Here is a 12,907-nt window from a genome sequence, read left to right as displayed (position 1 = left end):
GCTGGTTCTTATCCTGCCAGCTAGTCCCAGACCAGCCACCTCAATACTCACAGTGGTTAAGAGTGCACGAGCTGCAGCGATACCACCCGATGTTCGTTCAGTTGGTCCCGTCCGTTCAGCCCGTCGAGTTCCAGCACCACGCCGACGCCGGCGACGACGGCGCCGGTCTTTTCAATCAGGCGCACCGCTGAGCCAACGGTGCCGCCGGTGGCGAGCACATCGTCCAAAATCAGCACGCGGGTGCCGGGGGCTACCTCGTCGCGGTGGATTTCCAAGCAGCTCGAGCCATACTCAAGCGTGTATTCATCGCGGTACACCTCGCGCGGCAGCTTGCCCGCCTTGCGGATGGTGAGCATTCCGGTGCCCGACGCGTAGGCCGCGGCCGCGGCCAAAACGAAGCCGCGGGCTTCCAGCCCCGCAACCACGTCGAATTGCCCCTCGAATGGGGTCAGCAGCTCGTCGACCATCCGACGCAGTCCGGCAGGATCCGCGAAGACCGGTGTCAGGTCCTTAAACGAAATACCCGGCTGCGGGTAGTCGGGCACGATGGCGCAGAGGCGGTCAAGAAGTTCGGTAATGCTCTCAGAAGTGTTCACGCCTCAATATTTTAGTCGCATTCGCGCAACAATTTAGGCGGCCTGGCCATCGATCGTGTGACGCTGGCCTATGCGGTGCAATGCATTTTCATGCGGCACCTGCACCGAGGCGGCCTGAATACTTATGCCTGCCGCGCCAAGATCATGCGTGATGTCAGCGGCTCATCAAGCGATCGCTGGGCCAGGGAAGCAGTTGCGGGTATTCCGCACCGTCCGCCGCGGCGGTCGCCTGGACCGGGCCCGCAGCTGGCCGGCCTGCGAGCCAAGCGGCCAAGTCAAACTCTGTTCCAGTAAGCACCCACGACTGTTCGCCGTTGCCCAGCACCACCGGGGACCTGCCGTGCGGCTGCAATACCAGCCGATCCTCGGCAGGCACCCGCGCTGCCAGGGCGCGGAAAAGGTGTTCGGAGAACTCCGCAGGCCAGGTTGAGGCCGGGCGCACAAATTCGTCTAGGTCCGTCGCGTGGATCAACATCTCGCGCCAGGTCGCATACATCATGTCCGCCACCTTGGCGCCGGGCCGGTAGCCCACCGACAGCTCCCACTTCGCTTCGGCTCCGGGGAGCACATGGCGCAGTTCCACAAGCGCGGAATCCGCCAGTTCGCTCAGCGCCTCGGGGCGCATCAGTGCGGTCAGGTTGATAGCCTCCATGCGTCCGACGGCGCCGCCGTCGTACATTTCCGGAGAGGATTCTTCACCCGCATGTTCAAACTGCCGCCGGGCAGCCTTGGCCAGCGAGGCAAGATGAGCGATCAGCTGGGCGGTGCTCCAGCCGGGCAGCGAACTTGGCGCCGGATATTTTTCGAAGGGCACGCCGCGCAGTTGCTCGCGCAGTTCATCCAATGAGGTAGTGACCTGTGAAATAAGCGCGGCCGGGGCCATTAGCTGAGTCATGAAACACACTGTATCGCGTGCACGGGTTAAAAGAGTAGGCGGCCGGGTTCGAATGCTTGACGCACCCGACCCAGCCGCCCAAGCCGAGCGTTCGGCCTACTGCGCGGTCCAGGCGCGCACAGCTTCCAGCTGACGCTCGAACTCGGTGATCTGCTGAGCCACGGCGCTCGGTGCAGTACCACCCTGGCCGTTGCGGGCATTGAGCGAACCTTCGGTGGAGAGCACCTCGCGCACCGCCGGCGTCAAATGTTCGGAAATGCCCGCGTAGTCTTCATCGCTTAGGTCCCACAGTTCAACGCCACGGGATTCGGCCAGCTGCACGGCAGCGCCGGACAGCTCGTGGGCGTCGCGGAACGGTACACCCTGGCGCACCAGCCATTCGGCGATGTCGGTGGCAAGAGCGAAGCCCTGAGGCGCAAGATCTGCCATGCGTTCGGTGTTGAAGGTCAACGTCTGGATCATGCCCGCCACCGCTGGCAGCAGAATCTCAAGGGTGTCCGCCGCGTCGAACACTGGCTCTTTATCTTCCTGAAGGTCGCGGTTGTAGGCCAGTGGGAGGGCCTTCAGCGTGGCCAGCAGACCGGTGAGGTCGCCGATCAAGCGCCCGGCCTTGCCGCGTGCCAATTCTGCGATGTCGGGGTTCTTTTTCTGCGGCATGATCGAAGATCCGGTGGAAAAGGCATCGTGCAGTTTCACGAAGCTGAATTCCTTGGTAGCCCAGAGAATGATCTCCTCGCTCACGCGGGACAGATCAACGCCGATCATCGAAGAGATCCAGGAGAACTCGGCAAACACGTCGCGGGCGGCAGTGCCGTCGATGGAGTTGTAAACCGCCGAATTGAAGCCCAATTCCGCTGCGACGAAGTTCGGATCCAGCCCCAGGGTCTGGCCAGCCAGCGCGCCCGATCCATAGGGAGATACGGCGGCGCGCTGGTCCCAATCGACGAAACGCTGCACGTCGCGCAGCAACGGCCAGGCATAGGCGAGCAGCAGGTGGGAGAGCAGGATCGGCTGAGCGTGCTGCAGGTGGGTACGCCCCGGCATCGGAGCGTAGGGATGCGCCTTGGCCTGTTCCAGCAATGCGTCGATGGTATCGATGACGCCACCGGCGATGATGCGGGCGTGATCACGCAGGAACATGCGGCCCAGGGTGGCGATCTGGTCGTTCCGGGAGCGGCCTGCGCGCAGTTTGCCGCCCAGTTGGGTGCCGGCGCGTTCCAGCAGACCGCGCTCCAGCGAGCCGTGGACGTCCTCATCGGTTGCTGCTGCGACATAGGTTTCGTCGAGCACGTCGGCTTCCAGTTGATTTAGTGCCGCGATCATGTCGATCAGCTCCTGCTCGGTGAGCAGGCCTGCGCGGTTGAGCACCTTGGCGTGGGCGCGGGATCCGGCAATGTCGTAGCTGGCCAAACGCCAGTCGAAGTGCGTGGACTTACTCAAGGCGGCCATGGCGTCGGCCGGGCCACCGGAAAAGCGACCGCCCCAGAGTGAGCCTTCATTTGTTGACGAAGCCATTGCCCGTTCCTTTCTGCTGGCGGCGGAGCGCTGTTGCTGCCTCCAAACCAGGTAATGCGCGGAGAGTTCTTGTACCTATGTACCACTGTAGCAAAACTTTATGCAAGATCGCTCATAAATATTCATTAGTTTCTTGCGCGGCCGATTCTGTGCGTTTGGCAGGAATTCTCGCGCATCGCCCGTAATACTATTTTTTCTCTTCCACCTCACAACGCTCGGGCGTATGGTGAAGCCATATTCGTAAACGGATACGTCATTGGAGGAAACCAAATGGAAATCCAGTTGTTTCGCGGGGACATCACCACGCTGAATGTTGATGCAATTGTCAACTCCGCAAACCCATCCCTTCTTGGCGGAAAGGGCGTGGATGAAGCTATTCATCACGCAGCCGGACCTGCCCTACTAGCAGCGGCCCGAGAAATACGCGCTTCCAGGTACCCCGACGGAATTCCTTCGGGCATAGCGGTAGCAACCAAGGCGGGAGATTTGAAAGCCAAGTGGGTCATCCACACTGCGGCCCCAAATCTTGCCCTCATCAAGCCGAATCCGAAGATTCTGGCCGACTGCTTCAAGAACTCGCTGTACACGGCCGCCCGGCATGAAGCCCACTCAATCGCCTTCCCCGCGCTGGGAACTGGCGCGTTTGGATGGCCCGCAGAAGAAGTTGCACAGGTGGCCTACAAATCAATCGGCGAATGGGTCGAGACGAATAAGCACATCTCCCCCATTCACCGCATCATCATGGTGTCCTACAACGACGAGGTTCAGGCAGCGTTCGAGCATGCCTTTGGAATGGAGTCGATAGAGGAGATCGCAGCCTAGGCTGCGGATCAACTGCGTAGTATTCAGCGGGCCATCGCTTTTGCCGGTGGCCCGCTTCTGCGCCTCAAGGTGGGCGCGGAGTGTTGTCAGCAGCGGGAGAAGTAGCTGTTTCTTTGTGGGCGTTGGTCCGGATCAAGGTGCCTCGGCAGGATTGCGTAGGGCAACGAATTGATCTTTACGATGCGCAGGATTCCCGCGTGAACCATAACGTGATGGGCTGCGCACAGCGGACAGCAGTTCTCGATGCTGGTTCGCCCACCCATGAACCAGGGGTTGATGTGGTGAAATTCAATGAGGGCTGGGTCCTGGGTGCAGCCCGGCACAATACAGCCGCCATCGCGGTCTCTGACTGCCAGCTTCATGTAGCGCGGGAAAGTCCGCCGGTCCCTCCCCACATCCATGATGACGCCGTCGGCGTTGTAGATCGGGCTGAGAACCTTTGCCTCGCAGAGCATCGCACGCAATTCTGCCGCGGAGAGTTCAACGCCATGTGCGGTGACGCCGGTAATGGTCGAGAGGTCGCGCAGATCTTCTAGGGCAGCGTGGACGATGATTTCCGGGGTCACACGTTTGCCATCTGCGTTCGGGTCCAGGTTCACCAATATCGCCATGAGCGCGTTGAGCCTGCGTTGGGCGACGGTGCAGCCGACTTGCAGGGAGGGTTTTGCGTTTTTGGGTAATTCCGGGCCGGTGCCGCTGGTGGTTTCAGTGTGTTCCGCGGCGCCGAAGGCCCATTCCGGCGGCGGTGCGGTGCTGCTGAAGAGCGGGTCGACGGCGGCATCGGCGGAGGCGTCGGCGTCGGCGGAGGCGTCGGCGTCGGCGGAGGCGTCGGCGTCGGCGGAGGCGTCATCATGAGCGTCGGCACCCTGTGCCGCATCGGAGTGGCCTCTCGTGGATCCGGCGCGGGCGGCGGATCCCGCCTGGGTGTGCTTGTTGTCAGCCTGGGCCAGCAGGGACTCCATGACCTCGATGTCCACGCCTGCCACGTTGACAAGATACTGGTGGGTGCCTCCGACGATCTTGCCCCTGAAGAGACCTACGGGGAGGTCCTTGGTTTCCTTGTGGTCCTTCTGGTAGCGGTTGATCAGTGCGTTGATGTGCTTATCCCGGGTGCGGGGATCGCGTTCTGCCAGCAGCTCGACGGCGTGGTCTTCCATCAGCCGGCCGTCGGGGGCGGCCGCGGTGGCGAAGGCGGGCAGTCCGTCGAAGGTGGTGTCCTCGGGCTCGAACTTGTTCAAGGCGCGGGCGGCGTGCAGCACCGCGCGGGGGTCGGCCGACGCCCGTAGATCAGGCACGGCGGGGTGCTCCCCCGTTTTTTGCGACAACGCTGGCGCAGCGGAAAAGGCTTGGCCCAGCTTTTCGAAGCGCGGCGTACAGGCGGCTCCGGTGATGTCCTTGCGGCGGTAGACAAGGTGGGCATCACCCAGACGACGGGACGCCTCAAAGTAGTTGATGTTCAGCCAGTGGGACAGGAAGTCGGCTGCGTCGCGGTAGCAGCTGCGGCCCGGGGCGAATTTGGCGTCGGCGGTGACGTCGGTACAGCCATCGCGCAGGGCGTCGAACTCTTCAAGGGCCAGCGCATGGGCGGCGGTGGTCTCCACCTTGCTGGCGGCGGCGATGCTCTGATGGGCGATGACGCGGGAGCAGGCCTCGGTGTAGGCGGCATGGGCGCAGGCGAGGCGCGGATCGTTCTGCTGCTGCGCCGCGGTGTTCAGCATTCCCAGCAGCGCCAGGCAGGCGGACTGCAGCCGCAGCAGGTCGCCAGCGGTAAGGGCTGGCGCCTGCTGCAGCTGGTGCAGCAGCGTGTCGGCGCTGTGGGTGATGCCTGCGGTTTCCATGCTCCGATGATCGCGCCTCAGCCAACCACGGGGCCGGCGGGGCCGCGCACTGTGGATAACCGGGCAGGAGGCCCCGGCGGCTAGCGCGGTTCTGCCAGCTGCAAGAAGCGCGCCGCCACCTCGGCGCCGCCGTCGACGTCCCGAGTGGTGACCATGATGGTGTCGTCCCCGGCGATGCAGCCGAGGATGGCCGGCATCTGCGAGTGGTCGATGGCCAGGGCCAGCAGGTTGGCAGCCCCCGGCGGGGTGCGCAGCACGACGATGTTGCCGCTGGCTTCCGCGGTGACCAGCTGCTCGGCGCAGATTTTGGCCAGCCGGGCGTCGAGCACTTCCTGGGTGATGGCGGTCTGCGGTGAGCGGTCCCCGCCTTCCTGGCGCACCGCATAGATCAGCTGGCCCGAGTTGTCGCGGATGCGCACGGCGCCGATCTCCACTAGGTCGCGTGAGAGCGTGGCCTGGGTGACCTCCAGCCCATCGTCCTTCAACAGGGCCAGCAGCTCGGCCTGGGACTTGACCGAGTTGTTGCCCAGAAACGCTCGGATGCGGGCCTGTCGTGCTGTTTTGGTGCTCGGCTGGGCCCCCATGCTACAGCACCACGCGGTCGTCGTCGGCAAGGTTGGAAGCGACCATGAGCCAGGTCATGATGGCCTTCTGGGCGTGCACACGGTTTTCCGCCTCGTCAAAGACCACCGACTGCGGCCCGTCGATGACCGCCGCGTCGATCTCATAGCCGCGATAGGCGGGCAGGCAGTGCAGCACGATGGCGTCGTCCTTGGCGAGCTTCATGGCCGCGGAGGTGACCGAGTAGTCGGTGAACAGCTTCAGGCGCGCCTCTTTCTCCTCTTCCTGGCCCATGGAAACCCATGTGTCGGTGGCGACGACGTCGGCGTCCTTGACCGCGGCGGCCGCGTCGGTGGTGATGGTGACCGATCCACCGGTGGACGCGGCGCGTTCCTCGGCGGCGGCGATGATGGCCGCATCGGGCAGGTAGCCCTCGGGGCCGGCAATGGCCACGTGCATGCCGGCGGTGACGCCTGCCAGCAGGTAGGAGTTGGCCATGTTGTTCGCCGCGTCGCCCAGGTAGGTCATCTTCAGGCCGGCCAGTGCGCCCTTGTGCTCGCGCACGGTGAGCAGGTCGGCGATCAGCTGGCAGGGGTGGTAGTCGTCGGACAGTGCATTGATCACCGGCACCGAGGAGTTCGCCGCCATTTCTTCCAAGCCCTTCTGGGCGTAGGTGCGCCACACGATGGTGGAGACCATGCGCTCAAGCACCTGGGCGGAATCGGCGATGGACTCCTTGTGACCCAGCTGGGATTCGGCGGAGTTGATGATCAGCGGGGAGCCGCCGAGTTCGGCAATGCCCGCGTGGAAGGAGACACGGGTGCGGGTGCTGGTCTTGTCGAAGAAGACGGCGACGGTCTGCGGGCCCGCGTAGGGGGTGAAACCGTATTTGTCGGCCTTCATCGCCAGCGCGAGGTCCAGGACCTTGCCCTGCTCTTCTTGGGTGAAGTCCAGGTCGGTGAGGAAGTGGCGGGTGGTGCTCATTCGGGTGGCTCCTTGAGGTGTTGAGGCGTGAATTGTGCGGTTATTCGGCGGAGTTTGCGGCGGCGCTGATCAGTTCCGGCAGGGCGGCGATGAAGGTTGCCAGCTGGTCGGTGGTGACTACCAGCGGCGGGGCCAGGCGGATGGTGCGCTCGTCGGTGGCGTTGATGATGAAGCCCGCATCCAGGGCGGCGGTCACCAGGGCTGGGGCGAAGGGGCCGGAGAGTTCAAACGCGTTGAGCAGGCCCGCCCCGCGCACAGCCACCACGCCCGGCACGCCGGCGAGCTGCCCGCGCAGCCAGGCGCCGGTGTCCTGCACGTGGGTGAGCAGCTGCTCCTTTTCAATCACATGGATCACCGCTAGGCCTGCGGCGCAGGCTACAGGGTTGCCACCGAAGGTGGTGCCGTGGTCACCCGGGGTCAGCCAGGCGGTGTTCGCCTCGCCGAAGACGATCATCGCGCCGATCGGGAAGCCGCCGCCCAGCCCCTTGGCCAGGGTCATGACATCCGGGATCACGCCTGCGGAGGCGAAGAAGGAGCCGGTGCGGCCCATGCCGGTCTGCACCTCGTCGAAGACCAGTAGTGCTCCGGCCTTGGCCGTGATCTCGCGGGCGGCGCGCAGGTAGTCCGCGCTGAGCACGCGCACCCCGGCCTCGCCCTGGATCGGCTCGATGAACACCGCAGACACGCTCTCATCCACCGCCGCGCGCAGGGCCTGCTCGTCGCCGGCCGGGATCCACTGCACGTTTTCAGGCAACGGGGCGAAGGGCGCCCGGTACTTTTCCTTGTAGGTCAGCGACAGCGCACCCAGGGTGCGGCCGTGGAATGCGTGTTCCAGGGCGATGACCTTGGTGCGCGGGGCCTGCGGCGTGCCGGCGTTGCGGCGGGTCAGCTTCAGCGCCGCCTCGTTGGCCTCGGTGCCGGAGTTCGCGAAGAACACCTTGGAACCTGCCGGGGCGTTGGAAATTTCAAGCAGCTTCTCCGCCAGCGCGATCTGCGTGGGCGAGGTGAAGAAGTTGGATACATGGCCCAGGGTGGCCAGCTGGCTGCTGATCACCGAGGTGAGCAGCGGGTGCCCGTGGCCCAGGGTGTTCACCGCGATGCCGCCGAGCAGATCTAGGTACTGGTTGCCGTCGGCATCCCACACGTGGCAGCCTGCCCCGCGCACCAACACGCGCTGCGGGGTGCCGAAGACCCCGAGCAGGCTGGACGCGTATCGCTGCCCCAGCACCGTCGAAGAGGCGTGGGCCAGTTCGGTCAGGTCGGTGGTGTCGATTCCGGCGTCGGTGGCGTGCTCGCTCATCCTCGGTCCTTTCGGTGCAGCGTTTCGGTGCAGCATTGCTGTGGTTAGTTGGGCAGGTGGTTAGCCACCGGAGGTGCGGCAGGGACCACCTGGGTGCCCACGCCGGCGGCGGTGAAGATTTCAAGCAGCATGGAATGCGGTTCGCGCCCGTCGACGATGTGCGCCTGGCCGACGCCGGCGTCTACCGCCTTGAGGCACGCCCCCATCTTGGGGATCATGCCTGATTCCAGGCTCGGCATCATCTCGCGCAGTTCCTCGGTGCTGATCGAGGTGATCAGCGATGACTTGTCCGGCCAGGCGCCGTAGAGCCCCTCCACGTCGGTGAGGATCACCAGCTTGCTGGCACCCAGCGCGGTGGCCAGCACCCCGGCGGCGGTGTCGGCGTTGACGTTGAGCACCGCACCGGTGGGTTCGCCGTGTTCGTCGAACTCCGGGGCGACGGTGGAGATCACCGGGATCATGCCCGCATCGATCAGCGAGTCCACCTGGTCGGTGCGCACGGTGGTCACCTCGCCGACCAGGCCCAGGTCCACCTGCTGCCCGTCCACGACGGTGCCGCGGCGGATGGCCTGCAAGGTGGCGCCGTCCTCGCCGGACATGCCCACCGAGTAGGGGCCGTGGGAGTTGATCAGGCCGACCAGGTCCCGCTGCACCTGGCCGGTGAGCACCATGCGCACCACGTCCATGGCTTCGGGGGTGGTCACCCGCAGCCCGCCGCGGAATTCGGACTCGATACCCAGGGTGTCCAGCATCTTGTTGATCTGCGGTCCGCCGCCGTGCACCACCACCGGGTTGATGCCGGCGTGGCGCAGGAACACGATGTCCTCGGCGAAGGCGCGGCGCAGTTCCTCGTTGATCATGGCGTTGCCGCCGTATTTGATCACCATGGTGGTTCCGGCGAAGCGCTGGATCCAGGGCAGGGCCTCGATCAGTGCTTCGGCCTTGCGCTGGGCGTCGGCCAGGTTGGGGCGCAGGTTTTCGGTCATGATGCTGTGTGGTTCCTAGCTGGAGTAGGCGGAGTTTTCGTGGACGTAGTCGTGGGTCAGGTCGTTGGTCAGCACGGTGGCTTCCTCGCTGCCCGCGTTCAGGTCGATGTCGATGGACACGTTGCGGTCCTCAAGACTGACCAGCTCGCGGTCTTCGCCCACGCCGCCGTTCTTGCACACCCACACGCCGTTGATGGCCACGTTCAGCCCATCGGGCTCGAAGGCGGCCTTGGTGGTGCCGACCTCTGAAAGCACGCGCCCCCAGTTCGGGTCCTTGCCGAAGATCGCGGTCTTGACCAGGTTGGAGCGGGAGACGGCCTTGGAGACTTCCAGTGCGTCGGCCTCGGTGGCGGCGTTGAAGGTGCGGATGGCGATGGTGTGGTCGGCCCCCTCGGCATCTTCGATCAGCTTGGCCGCCAGCTCTTGGCAGGCGTCGGTCAGCGCCGCGGTGAACTCGGCAACATCCGGGGTGATGCCCGAGGCGCCTGAGGCCAGCAGCAGCACCGTGTCGTTGGTTGACATGCAGCCATCGGAATCCGCGCGGTCAAAGCTCATCGCGGTCGCAGCGCGCAGGGCTTGATCCAGCTGCTCGGAGGAAAGCACCGCATCGGTGGTGAGCACCACGAGCATCGTGGCCAGGGCCGGAGCGAGCATGCCCGCACCCTTGGCCATGCCGCCGATGATGACCTGGCCGGTGGTGGAATCCCCCACCAGGCGGCTGGTCAGCTTGGGCACGGTGTCGGTGGTCATGATGCCGGCCGCCGCCTGGTCCGCGGCGTTCTGGTCGCCGGCCAGCGCGGAGACTGCTTCGGAGGCCCCGGAGAGCATCTTGTCCATAGGCAGCTGCACGCCGATCAACCCGGTGGAGGCCACGGCCACGTCGCCCGCGGAGATGCCCAGCAGCTGCGCCACGTGTTCTGCCGACTTGTGCGTGTTGCCGAAGCCCTCAGCGCCGGTGCAGGCGTTGGCGCCGCCGGAGTTCAGCAGCACCGCGTCCACGCGGCCGTCGGCGATGACCTGGCGCGACCAGTGCACCGGGGCGGCGGCCACGCGGTTGGAGGTGAACACGCCGGCGGCGGTGAAGGACGGGCCGAGGTTTTGAACCACGACCACGTCGTTCTTGCCGGTGGACTTCAGGCCGGCGGGAACGCCTGCAGCTGCGAAGCCTGCCGGGGCGGTGACGCCGGTGGAAGGTGCCGAGGGGTGGGTGTTGGTGTGGGCGAGGCTCACGGTGCGACTCCTTGCATGAGCAATCCGGTATTTTCTGGCAGGCCGAGCGCGATGTTCATTGACTGGACGGCCGCTCCCGCGGTGCCCTTGGTCAGGTTGTCCAGCGCCACGGAGACGATCACGCGGTTCGCGTGGGTATCGAAGGCAAGCTGCATCTGCACGTGGTTGCTTGCTTGCACCGCGCCGGTGGTGGGCCATTGGCCCTCGGGCAGCAGGTGCACGAACAGCTCCCCGGCATAGGCCTGCTCCCAGGCCGCGCGCAGCTGCTCCTGAGTGACGCCTGGCTTCACCTTGGCGGTGGCGGTGGTCAGGATGCCGCGCGGCATCGGGGCCAGGGTCGGGGTGAAGGAGACGGTGACCGGGGCGCCGGCAAGCTTGGAGAAGCCCTGTTCCATTTCCGGGATGTGGCGGTGCACGCCGCCCACACCGTAGGTGCTCATCGATCCCATGACCTCCGCACCCAGAAGGTGGGGCTTCAGGGACTTGCCGGCTCCGGAGGTGCCGGAGGCGGAGACGATGACTACGTCGTCGGTTTCCAGCAGTCCGGCGGCAAAGCCCGGGGCCAGGGAGAGCTGGCCGCCGGTGGGATAGCAGCCGGGAACTGCGATGCGCTTGGCACCGGCCAGCTTCTCGCGCTGGCCCGGCAGCTCGGGCAAGCCATAGGGCCAGGATCCTGCGTAGGGGGTTCCGTAGAACTTCTCCCAGGCCTGGGCGGATTCCAGGCGGTGGTCCGCGCCCGCGTCGATGACCAGGGTGGATTCGGGCAGCTGGGCCGCGACCTCGGCGCTGGCGCCGTGCGGCAGGGCCAGGAAGACCACGTCGTGCCCTGCAAGATTTTCAACGGTGGTGTCCACCAGCACCCGGTCGGCGAGCGCATGCAGGTGCGGTGCGATCGAGCCGAGTCGCTGCCCGGCCTGGGAATGCGCGGTGATCGCGCCAATTTCTACCTCTGGGTGGGCCGCGAGGATGCGCAGAACCTCGCCGCCGGCATACCCACTGGCACCGGAGACAGCTACTGAAATCGTCATGACCAGATCGTACCGCAACTTATGCATAGACGCTAATAAATATTCATAGATACTCCGTCATCTTTCTCGACATGCTCCCCGCGGCGCGTCAGCCGCCGCACCGCGGTCGTAGACTGAGCAGCGGGATACCCCACGGATTCAACCGCCGAAGTACTAGGAGTACAGCCATGCAGCAACAGGCAATTCTCGTCGCCGAGCCAAGTGACGCCGACGGATTGGTGCTCGGCGAGCGCGAGGTGCCAAGTGCTGGTCCGGGACAGGTGCTGGTGAAGATCGCCGCCATCGGCGTGAACTTCATCGAGACCTATCAGCGCAGCGGCGTGTATCAGGTCGACTACCCCTTCACTCCCGGCTCGGAATTCTCCGGGGTCATCACCGAGGTGGGCCCCGGCGTGCAGAACTACTCGGTCGGTGACCGTGTAGCGACCGCCTCGGGAGTCAACGGCTATGCGCAATATGCGATGGTGGACGCCGCCGCCATCGCCAAGGTGCCCGACGCCGTTGACCTGCGCTTTGCCGCCGCCCTGCCGCTGCAGGGAATGACCGCCCACTATCTGGTGCACAACAGCTACATGGTGCGCCAGGGAGACACCGTCTTGACCTATGCGGGAGCCGGCGGCGTGGGGCTGTTGCTGACCCAGATGCTCAAGCTCAAGGGGGCCACGGTGATCACCACCGCCAGCACCCAGGAAAAGAAGGACCTAGCCAAGGCCGCCGGTGCCGACTACGTGGTGGACTACGACCAGGTGGCAGCCACCGTCGCCGAGGTCACCGGCGGGGCGGGCGTGCATGCGGTCTATGACGGAATCGGCAAGGATACCTTCGATGGGTCGTTGGCCGCCTTGCGCCGGCGCGGCACGCTGGTGCTCTTCGGCGGGGCCAGCGGCCAGGTGCCCGCCTTTGACCTGCAGCGCCTGAACGCCGGCGGGTCGCTGAGTGTCACCCGTCCGAAGCTGGGCGACTTCATCGCCACCGCCGAAGAGCTGAACTGGCGATTCGGCGATGTTCTGGGCTGGGCTGCCAGCGGTGACATCGATGTACGCATCGGTGCACAATTCCCGCTGGCCCAGGCGGCCGAGGCACACAAGGCCCTTGAGTCTCGGGCCACCACCGGCAAGGTACTGCTGCTCCCCTAGGGCTGCGGCGTCCAAT

12 protein-coding genes are annotated in these 12,907 nt (G+C 65.2%); 2 read left to right on the top strand and 10 right to left on the bottom strand.

The window, feature by feature from the left end:
• Nucleotides 1–56 precede the first annotated feature (56 nt).
• The 3 genes from RUH64_RS05140 to argH all read right to left on the bottom strand — a co-directional run bounded on the left by RUH64_RS05140 (nucleotide 57) and on the right by argH (nucleotide 3,006).
• Nucleotides 57–596 carry an adenine phosphoribosyltransferase gene (locus RUH64_RS05140; protein WP_313811822.1) on the bottom strand — a complete coding sequence of 180 codons (540 nt, stop codon included), beginning with the start codon at nucleotides 594–596 and terminating at the stop codon, nucleotides 57–59.
• Between the two features lie 154 nt (nucleotides 597–750).
• Nucleotides 751–1,491, bottom strand: a complete 741-nt coding sequence (locus RUH64_RS05135; RefSeq protein ID WP_313811821.1) for a maleylpyruvate isomerase family mycothiol-dependent enzyme — start codon at nucleotides 1,489–1,491, stop codon at nucleotides 751–753.
• Between the two features lie 96 nt (nucleotides 1,492–1,587).
• On the bottom strand, nucleotides 1,588–3,006 hold the full coding sequence (argH, locus tag RUH64_RS05130; RefSeq protein ID WP_313811820.1) for an argininosuccinate lyase: 1,419 nt from the start codon (nucleotides 3,004–3,006) through the stop codon (nucleotides 1,588–1,590).
• Between the two features lie 270 nt (nucleotides 3,007–3,276).
• Here argH and RUH64_RS05125 point away from each other — a divergent pair, with 270 nt between their 5' ends.
• Nucleotides 3,277–3,828 (top strand): macro domain-containing protein, encoded by a 552-nt coding sequence (locus tag RUH64_RS05125; RefSeq protein WP_313811819.1) that lies wholly within the window; start codon nucleotides 3,277–3,279, stop codon nucleotides 3,826–3,828.
• A gap of 86 nt (nucleotides 3,829–3,914) precedes the next feature.
• Here RUH64_RS05125 and RUH64_RS05120 read toward each other — a convergent pair whose 3' ends face one another.
• The 7 genes from RUH64_RS05120 to argC all read right to left on the bottom strand — a co-directional run bounded on the left by RUH64_RS05120 (nucleotide 3,915) and on the right by argC (nucleotide 11,755).
• Nucleotides 3,915–5,666 (bottom strand): hypothetical protein, encoded by a 1,752-nt coding sequence (locus RUH64_RS05120; RefSeq protein ID WP_313811818.1) that lies wholly within the window; start codon nucleotides 5,664–5,666, stop codon nucleotides 3,915–3,917.
• A gap of 80 nt (nucleotides 5,667–5,746) precedes the next feature.
• Nucleotides 5,747–6,250, bottom strand: a complete 504-nt coding sequence (locus RUH64_RS05115) for an arginine repressor (protein WP_313811817.1) — start codon at nucleotides 6,248–6,250, stop codon at nucleotides 5,747–5,749.
• A 1-nt stretch (nucleotide 6,251) separates the two neighbouring features.
• Nucleotides 6,252–7,211: an ornithine carbamoyltransferase gene (gene argF, locus RUH64_RS05110; protein ID WP_313811816.1), complete on the bottom strand. Its 960-nt coding sequence runs from the start codon at nucleotides 7,209–7,211 to the stop codon at nucleotides 6,252–6,254.
• A gap of 40 nt (nucleotides 7,212–7,251) precedes the next feature.
• Nucleotides 7,252–8,511, bottom strand: coding sequence for an acetylornithine transaminase (locus tag RUH64_RS05105; RefSeq protein ID WP_313811814.1), 1,260 nt, complete (start codon nucleotides 8,509–8,511; stop codon nucleotides 7,252–7,254).
• A 44-nt stretch (nucleotides 8,512–8,555) separates the two neighbouring features.
• The gene (gene argB, locus RUH64_RS05100) at nucleotides 8,556–9,497 is read right to left on the bottom strand and encodes an acetylglutamate kinase (RefSeq protein ID WP_313811813.1); all 942 of its coding nucleotides are present in this window, start codon (nucleotides 9,495–9,497) and stop codon (nucleotides 8,556–8,558) included.
• Nucleotides 9,498–9,512: 15 nt separating this feature from the next.
• Entirely contained in the window at nucleotides 9,513–10,727 is a 1,215-nt protein-coding gene (gene argJ, locus RUH64_RS05095) for a bifunctional glutamate N-acetyltransferase/amino-acid acetyltransferase ArgJ (RefSeq protein ID WP_313811811.1), read from the bottom strand.
• Nucleotides 10,724–11,755, bottom strand: a complete 1,032-nt coding sequence (gene argC / locus RUH64_RS05090; protein ID WP_313811809.1) for an N-acetyl-gamma-glutamyl-phosphate reductase — start codon at nucleotides 11,753–11,755, stop codon at nucleotides 10,724–10,726. Before argC ends, argJ begins: the two co-directional genes overlap by 4 nt.
• Nucleotides 11,756–11,922: 167 nt before the next feature.
• Here argC and RUH64_RS05085 point away from each other — a divergent pair, with 167 nt between their 5' ends.
• The gene (locus RUH64_RS05085; RefSeq protein ID WP_313811808.1) at nucleotides 11,923–12,891 is read left to right on the top strand and encodes a quinone oxidoreductase; all 969 of its coding nucleotides are present in this window, start codon (nucleotides 11,923–11,925) and stop codon (nucleotides 12,889–12,891) included.
• The last annotated feature ends 16 nt before the right edge of the window (nucleotides 12,892–12,907 follow it).

The sequence above is a fragment of the Glutamicibacter sp. genome (assembly GCF_032154645.1).
Lineage (GTDB): Bacteria > Actinomycetota > Actinomycetes > Actinomycetales > Micrococcaceae > Glutamicibacter.
Note: the sequence above shows the minus strand (reverse complement) of the source record. Positions and strands in the feature narration are given on the sequence as shown.